The sequence below is a fragment of the Ruegeria sp. THAF33 genome (assembly GCF_009363615.1).
Classification (GTDB): Bacteria; Pseudomonadota; Alphaproteobacteria; order Rhodobacterales; family Rhodobacteraceae; genus Ruegeria.
On the sequence record NZ_CP045384.1, the window covers coordinates 1016228 to 1037522 of the forward strand.

Sequence of the window (21295 nt, forward strand, 5' to 3'; positions counted from 1 at the left end):
CAAAGTTGGGAAACATCAGTCAATTTGTTTGGTTTCTCAAAAAGCGCGATACTTAAATCAATCTATGCAGATGGTCGATGTGCGTAGCAATGCCAGCGGGCAGGTAATAGTGTGTCCTCTCCTCCTCACCGTCGGGACCGCGATATTCGTAGGTTTGAATTGGTTCCAGTTCGTATTGTGCGTTGCCAGTTATTACCCCAACGGCGACGAGATCAGTTTGACCGGATTTTCCCAACTCCTTCTTGAACACTGGTGCGCCGCTAGAACCCTTTAGCGCAGGAAAAGACAGTTCTAGACGGCGAGGGGCTTCCAATTGCTCGCGAAGAAAACAGACACAGTTTCCAGAACGAAGGCTTCCTAGGAACTTGGGAATATCACCACCTGTTTGCGATCTGGAATACTCATAGGTCAACAAGATGGGGTCGCTGGTGTCGAACTGAGGATCGGTTCTGAACACGAGCCTAGGTTTGAAGGAAGAGATATCTAACAGTGCTAGGTCTGAGTACGTTTCTTGGACTATCGGAGTTACGGGAAAAAGCAATGAATCAATATCAAGTGGGTGAAGTTTAGGTCCCCACAAATCAACCAAGAGGACTTCGTCTACTCCACGGATAACGTGCTCAGCCGTTGCGCAATACGTGCCGCCATCTAAGTCTACGGCAAATCCGGTTCCTAGAAATTGGAGTTTGTTGTCGACACGCGTGACAAGTGGGAAAACGGCGTCGGGTGGCAGCACTTCATTCATTCCATTCCATTCGGGCTTTCCTCATTTTCTTAAAGGAAACCGAACATAGCATTTCTTGACAATACTAAAAGATCATCTGCAAAGACGTGAAAAGCCCTGCTGACTGGCGACTTGAGTTAAAGTGTTGACTTTAAACAATAAAATGGTAGCCCGTAGGGGAATCGAACCCCTCTTTCCAGGTTGAAAACCTGGCGTCCTAACCGATAGACGAACGGGCCACGCTGGCTAACCTACGAAATCCCTAGGTTAGCCACAGCTAACCCATTGAAACATAGGCGAAAATACAAGCTGGTAGCCCGTAGGGGAATCGAACCCCTCTTTCCAGGTTGAAAACCTGGCGTCCTAACCGATAGACGAACGGGCCACGCTGGCTTGTGGAGGGCCTTTTACGGTTTCGCCGTGACCCCCGCAAGCCGAAAAACGCATGGATGAGAAAGTTTTTTACGCCGTCCGAGCGAGACGTCAATTTGCCTCTGCCGCGTCCTCGAGCCTGAGCTGCACGGATTGTCGCCCGCCCCAGGTGTTCACCTCAAGCCGGCCTGCAAAATGAAAGCGCGCGCCACCATGATTTGACAGTCTCTCGCCCATCGGACCGTCAAAGGCACCAAAGGCAATCGCATCCAGCCCACCACCCATGCCATCGGACAATGACAACTTCAGGTGCGTTTCCCCGACACGTTTGGCAAAACGCACCTGAAGATCCGGAAGCGCGTATCGCGGGGCAGGGGCTCCGGCGCCAAACGGTCCGGCCTGTTCGATCTGTTCGACAAGATCCACTGTCGCGGCAGCCGGCATAAGGGCGCCTTCCAGCTTCATATCCGCAGGGCCGCCCTGACCTGCACCTTGTTTTGCCAGCAACTCGCTGAGGCGTTCCATCGCAGGTTCCAGTTTGTCGCGCTTGACGGTAAGTCCAGCGGCCATCTTGTGACCGCCACCCTTGACCAGCAACCCTTCCGCCGCGAGCCGCTGGATCGACGCCCCCAGATCCACGCCCGAGACCGAACGCCCCGAGCCTTTGCCCTCATCACCGTCAAAGCCGATCACGATGGCCGGACGGTTGGCGGTTTCCTTCAAACGAGACGCCACGATGCCCACCACACCCGGATGCCAGCCTTCACCGGCGGCCCAGACCAGCGGCGCGTCGAGCCCGCGACCCTCGGCCTGCTCCATCGCGGCGGCGCGCACGGCGTTTTCAATGTCCCGGCGTTCTGTGTTCAGCGCGTCCAGACGTTCGGACAGGGCCTGTGCCTCGTGCAGGGAATCCGTGCTCAGCAGGCGGGCGCCCAGATCGGCCTGCCCGATGCGACCACCTGCGTTCACGCGGGGGCCAAGCAGAAAACCCAGGTGATAGCTGTTGGGCGCCGTATCCATGCGCGAGACATCGGACAGCGCGACAAGTCCGGGGCGCTGCCTTTGGGCCATCACTTTAAGGCCTTGTCGAACCAGGGCGCGATTGGCGCCGATCAAAGGCGCAACGTCAGCCACGGTTGCCAGGGCCACCAGGTCCAGCATCGATATCAGGTCAGGTCCCTTTGCGCCTGCCGCGCGGAGCTGGCGCCCTGCTTCGACCAGCATCAGAAACACGACACCCGCCGCGCAGAAATAGCCCAGATCACCGCTTTCATCCTGCCGGTTGGGATTCACGACTGCAACGCAATCCGGCAGGGTTTCGCCGCCGAGGTGGTGATCCAGAACAATAACGTCCGCCCCCGTGGCCGCGGCAATCGGTTCATGGCTGAGCGTGCCGCAATCGACGCAAATGATCAGGTCGTGGCTGGTTGCCAGTTCCCGCATTGCCGGAACATTCGGACCATATCCCTCATCAATCCGATCCGGCACATAAAGCGTCGCCTGCAACCCCATCTGTCGAAGCCAAACCAGCACCAGCGCGGCAGAGCAGCCGCCGTCAACATCGTAATCCGCGAACACCGCGATTTTCTGGCGATGGCGTACGGCGTCCAGAAAACGCGCCGCCGCCGTTTCCATGTCTTTCATGTCACGGGGATCTGGCAGCAGCTCCTTGAGCTTGGGGTCCAGAAAGCCGCGCGCCTCCATGACCAGCACGCCACGACGGGCCAGAACCTGACATACCGCACGCGGCAGGTCGGTCTGTTGAGTCATCATCTCGGCAGCCCGCTCCAGCTCGGCTTCCGGGCCAACCCAGCGCCGCCCGGTCAGTGATTGTTCTACGCCAAGAAAACTCATTGTCTGCCCCTTGTGAACCAAGGCCGGATCCTTTCGGACCCGGCCTCTTCATCTTTTTCCAAATACTCCCGCCGGAGGCAACGGCGCAAGCCGTCAGGCGTTATCGTGCGGCCACGTTGGGGTGCGATACGACATGCGGCGTACGGACCCGGTCTTTGAACGCATCAGCAGCGTCGTGGTTTCCACCCAACCCGGCTCGCGCTTGATGCGCGGCAACAGAGAACCGCCGGTTACACCGGTTGCGGCAAAGATCACATCCGCGGTCACCATCTCATCGCGCGAATAGACCCGTTCCAGATCGGTGATGCCTGCCTTGGCAGCACGGCCCCGCTCGTCATCGTTGCGGAACAACAGGCGACCAAAGATCTGTCCGCCCATGCATTTCAGCGCGGCAGCGGCAAGTACGCCTTCGGGGGCGCCACCCTGGCCCATATACATGTCGATGCCGGTCACTTCGCTTTCTGCGCAATGCATGACACCTGCCACGTCACCATCGGTGATCAGGCGGATCGATGCTCCAGTTTCGCGCACTTCGGCGATCATCGCCTCGTGACGGGGGCGTTCCAGAATGCAGACGGTGATGTCCGCAGGTTTGCAGTTCTTGGCCTTTGCCAAGGCTTCCACCCGTTCACGTGGAGACATGTCCAGATTGACGACGCCCTCGGGCAGGCCCGGACCAACAGCAAGCTTGTCCATGTAAACGTCGGGCGCATGCAGCATCGAGCCGCGCGGGCCCATGGCAATCACGGTCAGCGCGTTGGGCATGTCCTTTGCGGTCAGCGTTGTGCCTTCCAGCGGATCCAGCGCGATGTCCACGCCGGGGCCGTTTCCGGTGCCGACTTCTTCGCCAATATAAAGCATCGGAGCTTCGTCGCGTTCACCTTCACCGATCACCACGACGCCAGCAATGTCCAGCATGTTCAGCTGTTCTCGCATCGCATTCACGGCGGCCTGGTCGGCGGCTTTCTCGTCACCACGCCCCACCAGCGAAGCCGAGGCCAGCGCAGCCTGTTCCGCCACCCTTGCCAGCCCCAGAGACAGCAGGCGGTCGTTGAAATCGGTTTTGGCAGCACTCATTGTCATGTATCCTCTGGTCATTTAAGCCGTTTCTATCGGCATAGCTTGCGTTTCATACAGGCCGCAAGTTCAAACCTCTTCAATCCGCAACGCGACGGGGGCACCGGCAACCACATCCGTTTCCCGGAACCCGTCCAGCGCGACGTCCAGCGCGGCGCGGGTGGTTTTGTGGGTAACGATCAGCACAGGCGCCGTGCTTTCTGCATGGGCATACTGGCGCATCCTGTCTATGGAAACACCGGCATCGCCCAGAATGGCTGCAACCTTGGCCAGTGCGCCCGGTTTATCCAGCAGACCCAGACGAAGATAATAAGGCGCCGGCAGGCCCGTGACGGCGGGGGCCGCAGCCTCAAGCGAATTGGCCGGTCGGCCAAAGGTCGGGATTTGCAGCCCACGTGCCAGATCGCACACGTCGCCCATCACGGCGCTGGCCGTCGGGCCTTCACCCGCACCGGGGCCACGCAGAACAACCTGTTCAACCGCGTCGCCTTCGATCACCACCATGTTGGTGCCGCCTTCCAATTGCCCCAAGGGCGAGTCGCTGGGCACAAGGCAAGGCTGCATGCGTTGTTCCAGCCCGCGCGCGGTGCGCTGTGCCACGCCCAGCAGTTTGATGCGAAAGCCCATATCCTCGGCCTGATCGATATCGTCCAGACTGATGTGTTGAATGCCTTCGATCTCGATCCCGTCAAAATTTGGCTTTGTGCCAAAGGCGATCGAGGCCAGCAAAGCCAGTTTGTGAGCGGCGTCGATGCCACCCACATCCAGGTTTGGATCGGCCTCGAGATAGCCAAGCTCGGCGCATTCGTCGAACAGGGCGTTATAGCCCTGACGCTGCGATTGCATCCGGGTCAGGATGTAGTTGCAGGTGCCGTTCATCACCCCCATGACGCGGGTGATTTCGTTACCAGCCAGCCCTTCGGTCAGGGATTTGATCACCGGAATGCCGCCAGCAACAGCAGCCTCAAAGCGGATAACACGCCCCGCGGCCTCGGCCTGTTCGGCCAGTTCCTGCCCGTGAATGGCCAGCAATGCCTTGTTGGCGGTCACGACGTCTTTGCCGCTGGCCAGCGCGGCTTCGACCGAGGCCTTGGCCGGACCGTTTTCGCCGCCCATCAGTTCGACATAGACATCGATATCGTCACGTTTCGCCAGCGCAACCGGGTCGGTTTCCCAGGCATAATCCGACAGGTTCACGCCGCGGTCCTTGTTCGGATCCCGCGCAGATACGGCCACGATTTCAATCGACCGGCCCGTGCGCGCCTTCAGCAAATCTGCATGGCGGCGAACAATCTTGACGACACCCACGCCGACAGTTCCCAAGCCCGCAATTCCCAGCCGCAGTGCCTGTGTCATGTCGTGGGTTCCTTTCCGCTCGAAACTTGTCTGAATTCGGACGCCTGCCCGATCAGCGCTGCCTTATCGGGTTCAGGCCAAGGGTGCAATCCGTCACCGGGGGATTGTCGAGGTCAAATGTCACGCTTTAGTTGGTTTGCGCGTTTTGCAGCGCCTGGGCCTTTTTCGCAAGCGCCTCGCTGCGCTGCGTCAGGTCTTCCTCCACCTCTGCCGCCTGGCTTACGGGATCAATCGAAGGCCCCAACGTTTCCTGCACCGGAACAAGGCGCGGGTAGGGGGCCGATTTGACCGAGGCCGGTTCACTGCCTTCAAGTTCGGTAAAGTCTGAACACCCGGCAAACACAAGAATAAGAGGCAGAACAGGCAGCAGTTTCATGTGGCACGCTTTTCGGTTTCGTTCGTCCTTTCGTGATGCACCTTTTGCCGGCGCCGATCAAGCGGGGTTCTATATGAACATTTGTTCAGATACTGTGGGCGGATGGCACGTACTCAAGGCTCCCACTCTGACATCACAGGCCCGCGCATTCGAAAGGCGGCCCTGAACCTGTTTGCCCGCCACGGCTATGCCGCGGTTTCGATGCGGCAGATCGCGAAAGAGGTCGGCGTTCAGGCGGGGGCGCTATACAATTACACGCCGGACAAGCAGAGTTTGCTGTATCGGTTGATGCGAGAGCATATGCAGGATCTGCTTTCGGCGCTCAACGCGCTAGAGCGCTGCGATGACTGCCAGCAAGCGTTGCGCCGATTTGTCGGTTTTCACATTCGTTTCCACCTGCAACGCCCAGACGAGGTGTTCATCGCCTATATGGAACTGCGCAACCTCTCGCCCGAAAACTTCGCTGAAATCGAAGACCTTCGGCGCCAATACGAAAACGCGCTGGAGGACATTCTTCACTCTGGCCAGCAGGCTGGTCAGTTTGCGATACCGGACACCAAGATCGCCACGCTGGCGGTGATTGCCATGTTGAACGGTGTGATGACCTGGTACAGGTCCGGAGGGCGGCTGTCACTGGACGAGGTCGAACAGATTTATTGGAACATGGTGCATAAGGCGGTGACGGCCTGACAGGGCCAGACCGTCACTGTGTCAGTGCGCAGGGCGAATGAAGGTCCCGTTTCGCAGTTCGCGAAACGCTTGTTCCAATTCGGCCCGCGTGTTCATCACAATGGGCCCGTGCCATGCGACGGGCTCATTGATCGGAGCCCCCGAGATCAACAGAAACCGAACGCCTTCGGGGCCAGCCTGAACGGTGATTTCGTCCCCCGTCCCGAAACGGACAAGCGTGCGGTCACCCGACATATCCCGGATATTCACCTCTTGCCCGGCGACCTCTTTTTCCAACAGCACACCGGACGGGCGTGACGCATCTGCAAAAGCTGCCTGACCTTGAAAGACATAGGCGAAGGCTCGGCGATAAGTGTCGATGCGAAAGGTCTTCTTCACACCCGCCGGAACCGAGATGTCCAGATATTGTGGATCTGCCGCAATGCCGTCCACGGGGCCGGTTTTGCCCCAGAACTCTCCGACAATCACACGAACGGTGGTGCCGTCGTCATCAGTGACTTCGGGGATATCCTTGCTTTGAACATCCTGATAGCGCGGGTCAGTCATCTTCTGATCCGAAGGCAGGTTGCCCCACAGCTGAAACCCGTGCATCTGCCCCGAGGTGTTTCCTTGTGGCATTTCCTGATGCAGTATGCCGGACCCCGCCGTCATCCACTGCACGTCGCCCGCGCCCAAAGTGCCGGTGTTGCCCAGCGAATCCGAATGCTCGACCGATCCGGCCAGAACATAGGTGATCGTCTCGATTCCGCGATGCGGATGCCAGGGAAAACCGGCCTGATAGTCCTGCGGGCGTTCGTTCCTGAAGTCGTCGAACAGCAGGAAAGGATCAAGTTCGGAAGGGTCCTGAAACCCGAATGCGCGGTGAAGTTTCACGCCAGCCCCTTCCATCGTCGGGGTGGCCCTGCGTGTTTCCAGTGTGGGTCTAAGGGACATATTCGCCTCCGGTTCGTTTGATCAGCATGTAACCCCTGCGTGATTGCGGTCAATCAGCGTTAATTAACCGGAGCTGTGCAAAATTGCTAAGCAACCAAAGCCCTGTTGTTTCCCCTGGAAAGTCGCTAAGTCGAAGCGGAACGGACAGGAGACATCCATGCAGGACGAAGTGCTGGCAACGATTCAGGCATCATCCCCCAGACGGTGGATCGGAGTAGGGATGCTGTCGACGGTTGGGGTGCTGGTCACATACGTCGCTTTGGCATCTCCGCCCGAACCGGCGTGGCAAGTATTTCTTTTTGCTGTAGGGGGCGCGTCGCTTTGGCTGGCCTATCGTGTATGGCACGCGACCCAGGACCATATTGAACTGACACAGTCGGAATTGCGTACCGGGTCAGGTCAAATGATCGCAAAGGTGGCTGATATTGAGTCGGTGGATCGCGGCGTATTCGCGTTCAAGCCGTCAAACGGCTTTCTGGTTCGCACCAAGCACAAAGATACGTACCAATGGGCCCCCGGATTGTGGTGGCGGATTGGTCGCCGGGTAGGCGTTGGCGGCATGACGTCTGCCGCCGAGGCCAAGTTCATGTCAGAAGTCTTAAGCGCTATTATCCACGCAGACGACCGGAGGGCGCACTAGGTTGCAGGCGACCTTGGTGGAAAAGCGGGGACGGGTGAAGATGAAGTTTTGAAAGTTAATGCCGGTCGCCAGATCCCAGCCAGGTTTAAACTGAGGAATATACTCGTTGGATGTTTCCACCAGAATGACCGTGTCCTGATCCGGCATCGGCGGCAGACGGTTTTCGATTTCCTGAATGTTGTTGTCGTTCCATTCCGTGTCATAGCCGCGCACGGTCGACCAATCCACGTAGTGGCGGTTGTCGTTCTCGTCAAAACGGATCAGAGAGACACGCATGCGCACTTCAGACCGGTTGTTGACCATTTCGCCCATAAGTTCGTGAAGCGAGTCGATGTAAACATCAGTCACAGCGGCCGATTCACGTGAGATCAGATCGCTGACCGTATAGGCAGCTTTCAGGTTCGACGCGCTTTGACGAAATCCCTCGAATGCGGTGAACGTAAACGTAATCGTCCACAACAACAGCGGGAATATCATGATTGCCTCGACGGTCAGAATACCACTTTCGTCCTGCTTGAAGGCCTTGATGCGGTTTTTCACGTTTCTGAATACAAACATAGCTTTACCGTGGCTCCTGCACGAATGCGGTCGTTGCGGTCACTGCATAGTGGCCGCTTTCGTCGACCACTGTGTTTGCGATGATCGAGCTTTCCAGAACAGGATCGATACGCAGGCAGGCCCGCAAAATCATCAACTCGTTTGAGGCCCCGCTTTTGAAGTCGAGCACTGGTTTGGGGTCTTCCGAACTGTCGGTGCAGGGTATTTCGTCCGAAAGAACGATGCCATTGAATGCATTCTGGCGAAGCATTTGCAGCCGCAGGTTGGTTTTACAATTCTTGATACCGGAAATGTCGCAAATCCGGTCCTTGATTACATCGTGGCTCCAGTTGGTGCCTGTGCCCAGACGGATATCCCGAACGACCAGATCAACACCCCGTTCCAGCGCGGCGTGCTTGGTGGTGATTATCGACATCTCTCCACCAATACCAATGAATGCCAGGAAAAACGGAATGATCATGACAAATTCGATCGTCGCGTTCCCGCACTCGGATCGCTTGAAAGTACGGAGTTTTGACAGTGATTTGCGGATCATTGCGTCAGCCTCAATTTGCGGATGGACGAAGCAATCGCAGTAAACGCCTTGTCCAGATCCAATCCAGCTACATTGTGAACATGGCTGTCCGAGCTTGCGCAGGACTTGATGGTATTCAAGCCGCTGGTGGGGGCCTCGAAAGCGATGCCATAGATGATGACACCCTTGTCTTTGGCCGCGCCGCAGATGCTGGTCGTGCGCGCGTTTTTTGTGGAAGATCCCACTGATTTTCTGAGGCCGTAGTACCAGTTATTCTCGTGGTTGCTTTGCCAATAGAAGTTGTTCTTGGCGTTCCACCACAGCGAAGCTCGGGCAAAAAGCTCGGGATAAGTCAGGCGAGTGGCGGTGCCGATCTCTTCGTTAGAGGAGTTTTCATTGGGTGGATTCCCAAAAGGATGGCCTGCCGTGACATAGCTGCCGTTTTCTTCTGTATGTTGCATCCAGACCCAACGATCCGGGTTGGTCGAATAGCGGATACTATATTCACCCTTTTTCCCGTCGGGCCTTTGATAGTCAGGGTTGAACCAAACTTCAGTCAGTCCACTACGCGCGGACGAGTCCAACATGTACTGCGAAGTGTTTTGCCCGTCGGTCATTACGATTACGACCTTAAGCACGTCCGAGTCATAAGATTCCGGGCGCAGAGCGAATTTTGCAGGAACTTTGTTTTCGGTGGCCAAGGCGTTGATCACAGGCTGGAATGACGGATCCAGCATGCCGACACCCCATTTCATGCCTACGTCGATGGATGTGTTGCCACTCGCGGTCAGGGCATCGATGCGGTTGTGCAGATATTGGACATTGTCGGTGACAGCTGTAATTTCACTGCCGGCGCGAACAGGGCACACGAAATAGGCCGGGGGCTGTTCTCCATCGGTTGAGACGCCATTGACGTTTGCCCAATTGTATCGCCAAGGATCGAAATGCCCAGTGCGCTGATAGAAGGTATTCGGGCTAAGCGTCGCAGAACCGAATTGTCCGGAAGTAAAGTTCACGCAATGGGAATAGTTGTGCTCTGAGGTCACGTTGGTGAATTTACCCAGTATGTCCTGCCCGGCATTGACCTGAGTGGCATAGGGGACAATCGACATCGAAATCTTCGTTTCACCAGATTCTTCAAGCATTTTGGTGACAAAGCCCTTCGCCGCAGTTCTCAAGACTTCGATCTTCGACTTTCCGGCGGTCGCGGAAGACCTTGTCATGGACCCGGACATGTCCAGAACCAGCGAGATTTCGACAGAACCGATGGACTCTATGGCAGTGCTTGCCGCCTTCATATTCAGTTCGGTGACTTTTCCGAACCTCATAAAACGCGTCGGAACAACTGCATTGGCGGTCGCGGCCACCTTTCTGGAGCCAAATCCTTCGGTGACGGTCACGGTTTTCTCAAGATGGCCCAGCCCGGCCTTTTCCATATAGGCGTCGACAACATCCTTGGGTGGCAGCTTTTGGTCAAGATCAGCCGCAGCAAGCACCGCGCGGTCCAGCGTGGATTGCAGGCTGGCGCGGTCGCGCTCGTACGTCATCAGATCCATCGCCATGCCGGTAATGGCCAGCATCAGGATTAAAATGAGCAGGGTGAATATCGTAAAAGTGCCGTCTTCTTTTCGGGCAAACAGCCGCAACTGGGAAATCTTGTGTTTCGGCTTCGAGCCGTCGTTCTGAAGCGAGAAAATTATCATTTGATGACTCCGCCTCGCACATAGAAGTCGTGCGCCAAAGAAAGGAAATTCCGGTTAAATTTAATTTTCAAACGTGGCGTGAATTGGGCGAAAAAGGCTTGGTTTTGGCCTTTTTGCGCACTCAAGGGGTATAATTTTCACGTTTTCCCCTGGTCTGTCGATGAAATGTAGACAATCAGTTAAGCGATTGACCGGATTGGGCGACTCACCATCAGGAACTCAAGTCTCTGTTAAGAAGGTGATGAAAAAAAGTGCATTGTTTGATTGCAGCCAGACTTGAGTGGTGCGACAAAACGTCATGACGTTTCGTCATCCAGCGGTACGGAGGATTTTATGACCGGCATCCAAGAACCAAGCTTTCGCGAGAGTGTTGACCTGATGTTCAACAGGGCGGCCGCCCTGATGGAACTGCCGCCGGGGCTGGAGCAGAAAATCCGGGTTTGCAACGCGACCTATACAGTTCGGTTTGGTGTGCGTCTGCGTGGTGAGATCCATACGTTCACCGGGTACAGGTCTGTCCATTCCGAACATATGGAGCCGGTCAAAGGCGGCATTCGTTATGCCACTGCGGTGAACCAGGATGAGGTCGAAGCGCTGGCTGCGTTGATGACGTACAAATGCGCTCTTGTCGAAACGCCTTTTGGCGGATCGAAAGGCGGGCTTTGCATTGATCCCAGGAAATATGAAGAACACGAGTTGGAGCAAATCACGCGACGCTTTGCCTATGAACTTGCAAAGCGGGATCTTATTAACCCGTCGCAAAACGTTCCCGCGCCCGACATGGGAACGGGCGAACGCGAGATGGCCTGGATGGCCGACCAATACGCCCGGATGAACACCACCGACATCAATGCACGGGCCTGTGTGACCGGCAAGCCATTGAACGCAGGTGGTATCGCTGGGCGGGTCGAAGCCACCGGACGTGGCATTCAGTACGCTCTGCGCGAATTTTTCCGTCACCCCGAAGACGTCAGGGCGGCAGGCCTGTCGGGCAAGCTGGACGGCAAGCGTGTTGTGGTGCAGGGGCTCGGCAATGTGGGCTATCACGCTGCGAAGTTTCTGAGCGAGGAGGACGGTTCACGCGTTGTAGGTATCATTGAATGGGACGGAGCGCTCTATAACCCGGATGGTATCGACGTCGAAGCCGTCCGCCAGTGGATCGTCAAGCATGGCGGCGTCAAGGATTATCCGGACGCGACTCATTCAGCGGAAGGCACAAGCGTTCTGGAGGCTGAGTGTGATATTTTGATCCCGGCTGCCCTTGAGGGTGTCATCAACCTTTCCAACGCCGAGCGGATCAAGGCACCTTTGATCATCGAGGCAGCGAACGGCCCGGTCACCGCTGGCGCGGATGAGATTCTTCGCAAGAAAGGTACCGTTATCATCCCGGATATGTATGCCAACGCGGGTGGTGTGACGGTGTCTTATTTTGAATGGGTCAAGAACCTCAGCCACATTCGTTTCGGCCGGATGCAGCGTCGGCAGGAAGAGGCGCGACATGAATTGATCGTCAGCGAACTGGAGCGGCTGGACCGTTATCTGGGTGACGCGTGGTCGATGTCTCCGGACTTCAAGGCAAAATACCTCAAGGGTGCCGATGAGCTTGAACTGGTGCGCTCGGGCCTCGATGACACGATGCGTATCGCTTATCAGTCGATGCGTGAAGTGTGGCACAGCCGCGACGATGTCGAAGACCTGCGTACTGCGGCCTATATCGTGGCGATCGACCGCGTGGCCAAAAGCTATCGCGCCAAGGGGCTCTGAAGCAGGCGGGCGGGGTGATCATTTCGCCCCGCCGGTACACGCCGCGGCTTGAATGTCGATGGCGGCCCGTTAGTTTGACGGATAGTAGACACTCAGAGAAACGAATCCCGGAGACCTCCATGTTGCGTATAGCCATTGTCGCGGCTCTGCTGGCCACCCCTTTGGCCGCTCAGGAAACTAAGGAACAAAGCTGCAAGTATCAGGCGGATGTGGTGGCAGCGATCCAGAAGGCGCGGCTGGACCGCGTGAAAGAACGCGATGTGGCGCAAGCCGTGGCTGATAGTGGCCCGACATGGCCCGAGAACTACAACGCCGCGATTCCGCTGATCACACCGTGGGTCTATGAACAAAAGATGCGCGACGTGCGCAAAAAGGATCTGGGCGCTGCTTGGCTTGAGCTGTGTTTGCAGCAATAATCCACAGCCCGGACATTTCCCTGTGGACAAACGCGCGCCATCCCCTTGGCGCGCGTTCCTGTTTCTGTCAGGTTTGACCCATGTCACTGCCCCCCGGATTTCTGGATGAACTGCGCACCCGTCTGAGCCTGTCTCAGGTCGTCGGGCGCAAGGTGATTTGGGATCAGCGCAAATCCAATCAAGGCAAAGGTGACATGTGGGCGCCTTGCCCGTTTCATCACGAAAAGACGGCCTCATTCCATGTCGATGATCAGAAGGGGTTTTATTACTGCTTCGGCTGTCACGCCAAGGGCGACGCGATCAGCTTTGTAAAAGAAACGGAAAATGTTTCGTTCATCGAAGCGGTGGAGATCCTCGCCCGCGAGGCTGGCATGCCGATGCCTGCGCGGGATCCGAAAGCACAGGAAAAGCAGGATCGCCGCAGTCAGCTTGCCGATGTGATGGAACAGGCGGTGCAGTTTTTCCGCTTGCAGCTGAAAACAGGGGCGGGGGCAGAGGCACGGGATTACCTGTCGCGCCGGGGTTTGGATCAAAGCGCGCTGGATCGGTGGGAGATCGGGTTTACGCCGGATAGTTGGCAGGCGCTTTGGGATCACCTGCGCGGCAAGAGCATCCAAGAGGAGCTGATCCTTGGCGCCGGGCTGGCCAAGCCTTCAAACAAAGGCAAAAAACCCTATGACACCTTCCGCAACCGGATCATGTTCCCGATCCGTGATCCGCGTGGGCGCTGCATTGCATTCGGTGGCCGCGCGATGGATCCGAATGACAACGCGAAATACCTGAACTCGCCCGAGACCGAGTTGTTCGACAAGGGGCGCAGCCTTTACAATCAAGGTCCGGCGCGGCAGGCGGCGGGCAAAGGGCAGCCGCTGATCGTGGCCGAAGGGTATATGGACGTGATCGCGCTGGCCGAGGCAGGTTTTGGCGCGTCGGTTGCGCCTTTGGGAACGGCCATTACTGAACATCAGTTGCAGCTGCTCTGGCGGATCGCGGATGAACCGATCATTGCACTGGACGGGGATGCCGCGGGTCTGCGGGCGGCCATGCGGGCGGTTGATCTGGCACTGCCGCTGCTGGAGGCCGGAAAATCCCTGCGTTTTGCCTTGATGCCCGAAGGCAAGGACCCGGACGATCTGTTGCGCACAGAAGGCCCGGGCGCCGTTCAGGCCGTTCTGGAAGGGGCCATACCGATGGTCAAACTGTTGTGGCAGCGCGAGACCGAAGGAAAGGTATTCGACAGCCCGGAACGCAAGGCAGCACTGGACAAGGCACTTCGGGACAAGATCAAGCTGATCCGAGATCCCTCGATCCGCTTGCATTACGGTCAGGAAATCAAAGACCTGCGCTGGCAATTGTTCCGCCCGCGACGACAACCTCAAAACCGTCCTTGGCAACCGCGGGGAAAATGGCAGCCGCAGCCAACCGCGACGCCGGGCGCGCGCAGTTCGTTTCTTGCCTCATCGGAAAACGCGGATATCCAGCTGCGTGAAGCCGCTATTCTGGCGATCTCGATTCTGAATCCCAAGGTTGTTGTCCAATTTGAGCAACAGTTGGAAGAAATGGAATGCCACAATCCTGACTACGCGGCGTTGCGCGATGCTGTTCTGCGTCACGCAATTGATGATCCGGACAACCTGAAAGACCACATTATCGCATCAATGGGGCCTGACGCCCTTGAAAACCTGCTGACCCTTCGCCATGTGGCAGTCATCCCCTGTGTGTCCAAGCCAGGCGACGTTGAAAAGGCCGAGATGACACTGGCCGAGGAACTCGCAAAGATCAAAGCGCTCCGGGGGTTGGATGCCGAGATTGCCGAAGCGGCGGAAGAACTGTCCGATCTGCCCGATGAGGCGCTGACATACCGGCTGGCGCAAGCCGCCGAAGAGCGCAACCGCACGAGTCGAAGCCAGAACGAGGATAGGGCCGTTTTCGACATTGCTGACAATGGGGCGCGAATCAATCGTGACGAGAAAGACGCGTTTGCGGCGATCATGTCAGGCATCAAATTCGAGCGGAAACGCCGATAAGTGGTGTTTTCGTAAGGCACTGGAAAAGAAAAACGGGTAAACGGGTGGCCGAATCACTTATACGCGCTAATGATTCGGCTGAGACGAATCACCCATCCCTGCAGGAGCATTGAATGGCCGCCAAGGATACGAACGAAGACCGCAAATCCGACGAGCAGGAACAGGAAATCTCGCTGGACATGAGCCAGGCGAACGTCAAGAAGATGATCGCCGAGGCTCGCGAGAAAGGTTACATCACCTACGACCAGCTCAATCAGGTCTTGCCGCCTGATCAGGTCAGTTCGGAACAGATCGAAGACGTAATGTCGATGCTGTCCGAGATGGGCATCAACATCATCGAAGATGAAGAGGCCGAAGAAGAAGAGAACAAAGGCTCGACCGAACTGGTTGCCGCGGAAAGCAACCGTGAGGTTGCACTGGCCGGTTCCGGTACAGAAAAGCTGGATCGCACCGACGACCCTGTGCGCATGTATCTGCGTGAGATGGGGTCGGTCGAACTGCTGAGCCGCGAGGGTGAGATCGCGATTGCCAAGCGGATCGAAGCCGGTCGCAACACGATGATTGCGGGCCTGTGTGAAAGCCCGCTGACCTTTCAGGCGATCACCATCTGGCATGACGAATTGTTGTCCGAAGACATTCTTTTGCGGGATGTCATTGATCTGGAAACCACGTTCGGCAACCAGTTGGACGAAGACGGTGACGTTGAAGAGCCGGTCGTCGATACCTCGGCCGTGCAGGCGAACAAGCCAACCAAGGATACCGGCCCCGAGCTGGATGCGGATGGCAACCCGCTGAACAACGATGACGATGACGACGAAGACGATCAGGCCAACATGTCGCTGGCCGCGATGGAAGCGGCGCTGAAGGATCAGGTCCTGACCACGTTGGAGCGTATCTCGACCGACTTCTCGATGCTGTCTGAAATGCAGGACAGCCGGATTTCGGCCACGCTGAACGAAGACGGCACGTTCAGTGAAAAGGACGAAGAAACCTATCAGAAACTGCGGGCTGAGATCGTCGAGCTGGTGAATGGCCTTCACCTGCACAACAACCGGATCGAAGCGCTGATCGACCAGCTTTACGGTATCAACCGTCGCGTCATGTCTCTGGACAGCGCGATGGTCAAGCTGGCTGATCAGGCACGCATCAACCGCCGTGAGTTCATCGAAGCGTATCGGGGCCGTGAGCTGGATCCGAACTGGCTGGCCGAGATGGCCGAAAAGCCGGGCCGGGGTTGGCAGATGTTCATCGAACGCTCGACCGCGAAGGTCGAAGAGCTGCGCAACGACATGGCTCAGGTCGGCCAGTATGTCGGTCTGGATATCTCGGAATTCCGCCGCATCGTGCAGCAGGTTCAGAAGGGCGAGAAAGAGGCGCGGCAGGCCAAGAAGGAAATGGTCGAAGCCAACCTGCGCCTAGTGATCTCGATCGCCAAAAAGTACACCAACCGCGGCCTGCAATTCCTTGATCTTATTCAGGAAGGCAACATCGGCCTGATGAAGGCGGTGGACAAGTTCGAATACCGTCGTGGCTACAAGTTCTCGACCTATGCGACCTGGTGGATCCGCCAGGCGATCACCCGCTCGATCGCAGATCAGGCCCGCACGATCCGTATTCCGGTTCATATGATCGAAACGATCAACAAGCTGGTGCGCACGGGCCGTCAGATGCTGCATGAAATCGGCCGCGAGCCGACGCCGGAAGAACTGGCCGAAAAGTTGCAGATGCCGCTCGAGAAAGTGCGCAAGGTCATGAAGATCGCCAAAGAGCCGATTTCTCTGGAGACGCCGATTGGCGACGAGGAAGACAGCCAATTGGGCGACTTCATCGAGGACAAGAATGCTGTGCTGCCCCTGGACAGCGCTATTCAAGAAAACCTCAAGGAAACCACCACAAGGGTTCTGGCCTCGCTCACCCCGCGCGAAGAACGGGTTCTGCGGATGCGTTTTGGCATCGGCATGAACACCGATCACACTTTGGAAGAAGTCGGCCAGCAGTTCAGCGTGACCCGCGAACGGATCCGTCAGATCGAGGCCAAGGCGCTGCGGAAGCTGAAGCACCCCAGCCGTTCACGAAAACTCCGATCTTTCCTGGATCAATAAGAACAAAGGCATATCAGAACAAAGGCGCCCCTCAGAGGCGCCTTTTTTCGTTCACATTGGCTGGTTCTCGCATCACGTTGGCGCGAATGCACAAGGCCGGGGCGGTGTGCCTTTCTATATCGGTCTTGTCCACTCATGGGACAGGCGGGGGCGAGGCTTTTCAGGCTGATGACCCCCGGCCAGCTGTCCGAATGGGATGTTCCACTCGGGTCTTGAAGGCGCTGGGCGGCTGACCTGTCCACCGTTTGAAGGCCGTAGAAAAAGCTGCCTGATCGGCATACCCCAGCGCATATGAGATTTCAGACAGAGTCATGCCGTTTGTGATGAAAGTCTGGGCCAGATCACATCTTAGATCGTCCACAATATCGCGATAGCTTGTGCCTTCTTCCTTGAGACGTCGACTGAAGGTTCTGAGGCTCATCCCCAGATCAGCCGCCGCATCTTCGGCTTGCAGGATTGCGCCGGGCAGGGATCGGGTGATCAGACCTTCGACACGGGCGCGGGTCTGGTGCTTGGGGGGTGGTTTTTCGGCCAGCAGACGTTCACCGTATTCCAGCAAATGCTCCCGCAGCTTGGGATCATAGGTCGGCACTTTCAATTCCAGCGCAGATAGCGGCAGAATGATCTCAATCTTTTCAGCGCTGAAAACCACCGGGCAGCCTGCCAGCTTTTCGTAGGTTTTGGCGTGGCTTCCAACTTTGTGCTGAAAGCGCATCTCGATCGGGTGCAACTTCACCTGCGTGAGGTTTCTCATCCTGGCCAGCGCAGCGAACAACAGGAATTCCGTGCGCCGATGATAGCGGGCAAAGCTGGCGTCTTTCCAATCGGCCTCAAGGGCCGCGAAGTTGCCGGCAACACGGAAGCTGAGCCCGATGGCCGGATCGATGATGCCGTGAAAACGGGACAGGTTTTCCATCACCTGCCTCAAATCGCGGGAGTATTTACTGATATACCCTGTCACGGTCGAGGCCGACGTGACCTCGAGCCCAGTGCGTGCCGCAAATGTGATGTCACCAACGGCGTCACAGGCGTGCCGGATGAACAGGGCCTCTTTATGTGCGCTGTAGACTGCGGCAGGGGGCGCGATATCCTGCTGACGCAGCCCGGCCTGTTTCAATACCCGCTGGGATACTTTGCTGTTGCCGGCGTGGCGATCCAGTGCCTGGATCAAAAAATGTAGTCGGTCGATATCTACATCCATCGTGGTACAACACCTTACGTTCTCAAATACACTAACAGTTTACCAGGGAAATCCCTTTGTTGACTTTGGCTATTGGCAGAAAGGATTTTGCACTTGAGTACTACTTGTTGGCAAGTTCTCGAAAGCTTTTGACCGGAACGCGCATGAAGTGTAGCGCGCAGCTGTCCAAATCAGCTTTGTTGCCGGGTCGGGACCTTTATGGGGATGAGGTCAGAGCCTCGGAGAAATCACCAATCTCTGCTCAGGGCTCCCCGGCACGCTCTTTTTCCCGCAAGCGACGCGTTGTATTGCGACGCCGGGCTTGGGCCTGCTGATCCGCTGTCAAGGCTGGCTCACACCGGATCACGCTATGTACCAGACGGGCTGAATTGATCGTGAGGCACCCTGTGCACGCGGTGAAGTTCGACTAACCTATTCAGAGGTCACTATTTGGAACAAGCAATCAGGGAAGAAATTACCATGAAACAGTCATACACTTTCGCCGCGCTGGCAGCCTTGGCCTTCAGTGTTCCATTGACAGCAGATGCTGCGCGGAACGGATTTCGAACGGAACCCATAAACGCCACTGATTTTGAGGTCATCCCCCGCGGCGACATGCGTACCGAAGGCTATTGGTGCGCGGCCGCAGATTATGCGCGCCGAACCTTGGGATTGGGCTGGACGGACCGGATTTACGTGCTGCGGGGGTACGGGCCCAGTGTCACAACCGGTCGCAGAACAGCGGTTCAGTTTTCGATCAAGCAACCTCAAACGGTTGATGTGCAACCAAGCAGCTTTGTCTCGTTCGGGTTTCAGCCTGGCAACAGTGAATCTGTACAAGGTGCGAATGCACGGTGTAATTATCGACCGTTCTTCAACGACTGACAAACGCGCAGGATAGACACGATGCAGACCGAGTTCGTTTTGCACACCCGTGGACCGGGGCTGTACGAATTCACGTCCGACGTTCTGCAATGGCTTGAAAGGGTGGCGAAAGATGGGGTCTTGACCCTTTTCGTTCGCCACACTTCCTGCTCATTGCTGATTCAGGAAAACGCGGACCCCGAAGTTCAAAAAGATCTTCAGGCGTTCTTCGAACGGCTGGTTCCACCGTCAGACAACCCTGCCATGTCGTATCTGCGGCACACCTATGAAGGCCCGGACGATATGCCTGCGCATATCAAGGCCGCGCTCTTGCCGGTTTCGTTGACGATCCCGGTGTCGCAGGGACGACCTGTTCTGGGAACATGGCAAGGGATTTACCTGTTTGAACACCGCACTGCGCCGCATCAAAGGAAGGTTGCGGCGTATCTGGCCTGACCCACTATTTAGCGGTTTGAATTTCCGACTACCCAAACTCTAGCGGCTGCCCTATAGTTGTGGATAAGTAAGCCGCAGCGCTTACAAAAAGAGGCCGAACATGGGACGAGGAGACGGCGGATGCGCTGCCCGTTTTGCGGAAATATCGACACTCAGGTGAAAGATTCACGCCCGGCAGAGGACCACGTGGCAATCCGCCGACGCCGGTTCTGTCCGGCCTGTGGCGGACGGTTCACGACCTACGAACGTGTGCAACTGCGTGATCTGGTTGTCATAAAGACCAATGGTAAACGCGAAGATTTCGATCGCGACAAGCTGGAGCGTTCGATCCGCATCTCGATGCAGAAACGCCCCGTTGATCCCGAACGGATCGATCAGATGATTTCGGGCATCGTGCGCCGTCTGGAAAGCATGGGCGACACGGATATCCCGTCCAACAAGATCGGTGAGATCGTTATGGAAGCTCTGGCGCGGATCGACACTGTCGCCTATGTTCGCTTTGCGAGTGTGTACAAGAATTTCCAGGCGGCCGATGATTTCGAGGAGTTCGTCCACGAACTGCGCCCGCCGCAGCCTTCGACTGACGAGTGAACGAAACAGATAAGCGATTCATGGCGCTTGCCCTGTCTTTGGGGCGGCGCGGTCAGGGGACGTGCTGGCCGAACCCCGCTGTGGGGTGTGTCATCGTTCGTGATGACCGGATCATTGGGCGGGGCTGGACACAGCCGGGTGGCCGCCCTCATGCCGAGACCGAAGCCTTGGCTCAGGCCGGGCAGGGTGCGCGTGGTGCGACCGCCTATGTAACGCTGGAACCCTGTGCCCATCACGGCAAAACGCCGCCCTGCGCCGAGGCCTTGATTGCGGCAGGTGTATCCCGTGTTGTAGCCGCTGTCGAAGACAGCGATCCGCGCGTGGCCGGGCAGGGTTTTGCCATGTTGCGCGAGGCGGGGATTGACGTTGTAACTGGCGTTCTTGCGCAACAGGCAGAACGGGATCTGGCGGGCTTTTTCCTCAAGACTGAACAAGGCCGGCCTTTTGTGACGCTGAAGATGGCCAGCAGTTTCGACGGGCGCATCGCAACCTCGACAGGGCACAGTCAATGGATCACCGGACCGCAGGCACGTCGTGTGGTCCATGCCATGCGTGCACGTCATGATGCGGTGATGGTCGGGGCAGGGACGGCGCGCGCCGACGACCCCTCGCTGACCGTTCGGGATCTTGGGGTTGAGCATCAACCCGTCCGCGTCGTGGTGTCCCGCCATATGGATATTTCTCTGATGGGGCAGCTGGCGCGCACGGCCTCAAAGGTACCTGTCTGGCTCTGCCATGCGCATCACCCGGATGCCGAACGTGCACAGGCGTGGGAGGGATTGGGGGCAAAGCTGATCCCCTGTGCGTTGAAAGATCATCATATCGATGCGGTGGATCTGCTTCAGCAACTGGGTCAGACCGGTTTGACCAGTGTCTTCTGCGAAGGCGGGGCCGCGCTTGCGGCCTCGCTGCTGGCCGAAGATCTGGTGGACGAGCTGATCGGGTTCACTGCCGGCTTAACCATCGGGGCCGAAGGCCTGGCTGCGGTCGGGACACTAGGTCTGGAAACGCTGGAGGCCGCCCCCAGGTTCGAATTGATCGAGACGCAGGCGGTCGGCGGGGATGTATTGCACCGTTGGCGCAGAGCGTCGGAATAAC

At 57.2% G+C, this 21295-nt stretch carries 20 protein-coding genes and 2 tRNA genes; 10 read left to right on the forward strand and 12 right to left on the reverse strand.

Features of this window, described 5'->3' with window-relative positions:
* Positions 1-52: 52 nt before the first annotated feature.
* The 7 genes from FIU92_RS05115 to FIU92_RS05145 form a co-directional block, all read right to left on the reverse strand.
* Positions 53-745: a trypsin-like peptidase domain-containing protein gene (locus tag FIU92_RS05115; RefSeq protein WP_152457532.1), complete on the reverse strand. Its 693-nt coding sequence runs from the start codon at positions 743-745 to the stop codon at positions 53-55.
* A gap of 143 nt (positions 746-888) precedes the next feature.
* Positions 889-963, reverse strand: a tRNA-Glu gene (locus FIU92_RS05120).
* Between the two features lie 71 nt (positions 964-1034).
* A tRNA-Glu gene (locus FIU92_RS05125) sits at positions 1035-1109 on the reverse strand.
* A gap of 98 nt (positions 1110-1207) precedes the next feature.
* Complete coding sequence (gene recJ / locus FIU92_RS05130) at positions 1208-2950, reverse strand: single-stranded-DNA-specific exonuclease RecJ (RefSeq protein ID WP_152457533.1); 1743 nt, start codon at positions 2948-2950, stop codon at positions 1208-1210.
* Positions 2951-3043: 93 nt separating this feature from the next.
* On the reverse strand, positions 3044-4027 hold the full coding sequence (gene glpX / locus FIU92_RS05135) for a class II fructose-bisphosphatase (RefSeq protein WP_152457534.1): 984 nt from the start codon (positions 4025-4027) through the stop codon (positions 3044-3046).
* Positions 4028-4096: 69 nt separating this feature from the next.
* Entirely contained in the window at positions 4097-5383 is a 1287-nt protein-coding gene (locus FIU92_RS05140; protein ID WP_152457535.1) for a homoserine dehydrogenase, read from the reverse strand.
* Between the two features lie 127 nt (positions 5384-5510).
* Positions 5511-5759 carry a hypothetical protein gene (locus FIU92_RS05145; protein WP_152457536.1) on the reverse strand — a complete coding sequence of 83 codons (249 nt, stop codon included), beginning with the start codon at positions 5757-5759 and terminating at the stop codon, positions 5511-5513.
* Positions 5760-5861: 102 nt separating this feature from the next.
* Here FIU92_RS05145 and FIU92_RS05150 point away from each other — a divergent pair, with 102 nt between their 5' ends.
* Complete coding sequence (locus tag FIU92_RS05150; RefSeq protein WP_152457537.1) at positions 5862-6449, forward strand: TetR/AcrR family transcriptional regulator; 588 nt, start codon at positions 5862-5864, stop codon at positions 6447-6449.
* A 21-nt stretch (positions 6450-6470) separates the two neighbouring features.
* On the opposite strand, the gene FIU92_RS05155 is transcribed toward FIU92_RS05150, so the two are convergent.
* Positions 6471-7382, reverse strand: coding sequence for a pirin family protein (locus FIU92_RS05155; RefSeq protein ID WP_152457538.1), 912 nt, complete (start codon positions 7380-7382; stop codon positions 6471-6473).
* Between the two features lie 157 nt (positions 7383-7539).
* Here FIU92_RS05155 and FIU92_RS05160 point away from each other — a divergent pair, with 157 nt between their 5' ends.
* Positions 7540-8022 carry a hypothetical protein gene (locus tag FIU92_RS05160; protein WP_152457539.1) on the forward strand — a complete coding sequence of 161 codons (483 nt, stop codon included), beginning with the start codon at positions 7540-7542 and terminating at the stop codon, positions 8020-8022.
* Here the strand turns inward: FIU92_RS05160 and FIU92_RS05165 are convergent.
* From FIU92_RS05165 to FIU92_RS05175, 3 genes are read right to left on the reverse strand one after another with little or no spacing between them, the layout of a single operon-like run.
* Positions 7981-8580, reverse strand: coding sequence for a TadE/TadG family type IV pilus assembly protein (locus tag FIU92_RS05165; protein WP_152457540.1), 600 nt, complete (start codon positions 8578-8580; stop codon positions 7981-7983). The genes FIU92_RS05160 and FIU92_RS05165 overlap by 42 nt on opposite strands.
* A 4-nt stretch (positions 8581-8584) precedes the next feature.
* Positions 8585-9115 (reverse strand): TadE/TadG family type IV pilus assembly protein, encoded by a 531-nt coding sequence (locus FIU92_RS05170; RefSeq protein WP_152457541.1) that lies wholly within the window; start codon positions 9113-9115, stop codon positions 8585-8587.
* Positions 9112-10797 carry a Tad domain-containing protein gene (locus FIU92_RS05175; protein ID WP_152457542.1) on the reverse strand — a complete coding sequence of 562 codons (1686 nt, stop codon included), beginning with the start codon at positions 10795-10797 and terminating at the stop codon, positions 9112-9114. The genes FIU92_RS05170 and FIU92_RS05175 overlap by 4 nt, the downstream gene beginning before the upstream one ends.
* Positions 10798-11130: 333 nt before the next feature.
* On the opposite strand from FIU92_RS05175, the gene FIU92_RS05180 reads away from it, so the two are divergent.
* The 4 genes from FIU92_RS05180 (at position 11131) to rpoD (ending at position 17106) form a co-directional block, all read left to right on the forward strand.
* Entirely contained in the window at positions 11131-12561 is a 1431-nt protein-coding gene (locus tag FIU92_RS05180; protein WP_152457543.1) for a Glu/Leu/Phe/Val dehydrogenase, read from the forward strand.
* A gap of 119 nt (positions 12562-12680) precedes the next feature.
* On the forward strand, positions 12681-12977 hold the full coding sequence (locus tag FIU92_RS05185) for a hypothetical protein (RefSeq protein WP_152457544.1): 297 nt from the start codon (positions 12681-12683) through the stop codon (positions 12975-12977).
* Positions 12978-13057: 80 nt separating this feature from the next.
* Positions 13058-15004, forward strand: coding sequence for a DNA primase (dnaG, locus tag FIU92_RS05190; RefSeq protein ID WP_152457545.1), 1947 nt, complete (start codon positions 13058-13060; stop codon positions 15002-15004).
* 113 nt (positions 15005-15117) lie between these two features.
* A complete protein-coding gene (gene rpoD, locus FIU92_RS05195; protein ID WP_152457546.1) occupies positions 15118-17106 on the forward strand; it encodes an RNA polymerase sigma factor RpoD in 1989 nt (662 codons plus the stop codon).
* 160 nt (positions 17107-17266) lie between these two features.
* Here rpoD and FIU92_RS05200 read toward each other — a convergent pair whose 3' ends face one another.
* Positions 17267-18307 carry an AraC family transcriptional regulator gene (locus tag FIU92_RS05200; protein WP_152457547.1) on the reverse strand — a complete coding sequence of 347 codons (1041 nt, stop codon included), beginning with the start codon at positions 18305-18307 and terminating at the stop codon, positions 17267-17269.
* A gap of 459 nt (positions 18308-18766) precedes the next feature.
* Here FIU92_RS05200 and FIU92_RS05205 point away from each other — a divergent pair, with 459 nt between their 5' ends.
* From FIU92_RS05205 to ribD, 4 genes are all read left to right on the forward strand, one after another.
* Positions 18767-19171 carry a hypothetical protein gene (locus FIU92_RS05205; protein ID WP_152457548.1) on the forward strand — a complete coding sequence of 135 codons (405 nt, stop codon included), beginning with the start codon at positions 18767-18769 and terminating at the stop codon, positions 19169-19171.
* A 21-nt stretch (positions 19172-19192) separates the two neighbouring features.
* Positions 19193-19606, forward strand: coding sequence for a secondary thiamine-phosphate synthase enzyme YjbQ (locus FIU92_RS05210; RefSeq protein ID WP_152457549.1), 414 nt, complete (start codon positions 19193-19195; stop codon positions 19604-19606).
* A 120-nt stretch (positions 19607-19726) separates the two neighbouring features.
* Positions 19727-20197, forward strand: coding sequence for a transcriptional regulator NrdR (gene nrdR, locus FIU92_RS05215; protein WP_117869416.1), 471 nt, complete (start codon positions 19727-19729; stop codon positions 20195-20197).
* Positions 20198-20217: 20 nt separating this feature from the next.
* The gene (ribD, locus tag FIU92_RS05220; protein WP_254705360.1) at positions 20218-21294 is read left to right on the forward strand and encodes a bifunctional diaminohydroxyphosphoribosylaminopyrimidine deaminase/5-amino-6-(5-phosphoribosylamino)uracil reductase RibD; all 1077 of its coding nucleotides are present in this window, start codon (positions 20218-20220) and stop codon (positions 21292-21294) included.
* Position 21295 lies beyond the last annotated feature (1 nt).

Excerpts from the sequence above, each read along its gene's own strand:
- FIU92_RS05115 (WP_152457532.1), bottom strand. The coding sequence starts at position 745 with ATGAATGAAGTGCTGCCACCCGACGCCGTTTTCCCACTTGTCACGCGT.
- recJ (WP_152457533.1), bottom strand. The coding sequence starts at position 2,950 with ATGAGTTTTCTTGGCGTAGAACAATCACTGACCGGGCGGCGCTGGGTT.
- glpX (WP_152457534.1), bottom strand. The coding sequence starts at position 4,027 with ATGAGTGCTGCCAAAACCGATTTCAACGACCGCCTGCTGTCTCTGGGG.
- FIU92_RS05140 (WP_152457535.1), bottom strand. The coding sequence starts at position 5,383 with ATGACACAGGCACTGCGGCTGGGAATTGCGGGCTTGGGAACTGTCGGC.
- FIU92_RS05145 (WP_152457536.1), bottom strand. The coding sequence starts at position 5,759 with ATGAAACTGCTGCCTGTTCTGCCTCTTATTCTTGTGTTTGCCGGGTGT.
- FIU92_RS05150 (WP_152457537.1), top strand. The coding sequence starts at position 5,862 with ATGGCACGTACTCAAGGCTCCCACTCTGACATCACAGGCCCGCGCATT.
- FIU92_RS05155 (WP_152457538.1), bottom strand. The coding sequence starts at position 7,382 with ATGTCCCTTAGACCCACACTGGAAACACGCAGGGCCACCCCGACGATG.
- FIU92_RS05160 (WP_152457539.1), top strand. The coding sequence starts at position 7,540 with ATGCAGGACGAAGTGCTGGCAACGATTCAGGCATCATCCCCCAGACGG.
- FIU92_RS05165 (WP_152457540.1), bottom strand. The coding sequence starts at position 8,580 with ATGTTTGTATTCAGAAACGTGAAAAACCGCATCAAGGCCTTCAAGCAG.
- FIU92_RS05170 (WP_152457541.1), bottom strand. The coding sequence starts at position 9,115 with ATGATCCGCAAATCACTGTCAAAACTCCGTACTTTCAAGCGATCCGAG.
- FIU92_RS05175 (WP_152457542.1), bottom strand. The coding sequence starts at position 10,797 with ATGATAATTTTCTCGCTTCAGAACGACGGCTCGAAGCCGAAACACAAG.
- FIU92_RS05180 (WP_152457543.1), top strand. The coding sequence starts at position 11,131 with ATGACCGGCATCCAAGAACCAAGCTTTCGCGAGAGTGTTGACCTGATG.
- FIU92_RS05185 (WP_152457544.1), top strand. The coding sequence starts at position 12,681 with ATGTTGCGTATAGCCATTGTCGCGGCTCTGCTGGCCACCCCTTTGGCC.
- dnaG (WP_152457545.1), top strand. The coding sequence starts at position 13,058 with ATGTCACTGCCCCCCGGATTTCTGGATGAACTGCGCACCCGTCTGAGC.
- rpoD (WP_152457546.1), top strand. The coding sequence starts at position 15,118 with ATGGCCGCCAAGGATACGAACGAAGACCGCAAATCCGACGAGCAGGAA.
- FIU92_RS05200 (WP_152457547.1), bottom strand. The coding sequence starts at position 18,307 with ATGGATGTAGATATCGACCGACTACATTTTTTGATCCAGGCACTGGAT.
- FIU92_RS05205 (WP_152457548.1), top strand. The coding sequence starts at position 18,767 with ATGAAACAGTCATACACTTTCGCCGCGCTGGCAGCCTTGGCCTTCAGT.
- FIU92_RS05210 (WP_152457549.1), top strand. The coding sequence starts at position 19,193 with ATGCAGACCGAGTTCGTTTTGCACACCCGTGGACCGGGGCTGTACGAA.
- nrdR (WP_117869416.1), top strand. The coding sequence starts at position 19,727 with ATGCGCTGCCCGTTTTGCGGAAATATCGACACTCAGGTGAAAGATTCA.
- ribD (WP_254705360.1), top strand. The coding sequence starts at position 20,218 with ATGGCGCTTGCCCTGTCTTTGGGGCGGCGCGGTCAGGGGACGTGCTGG.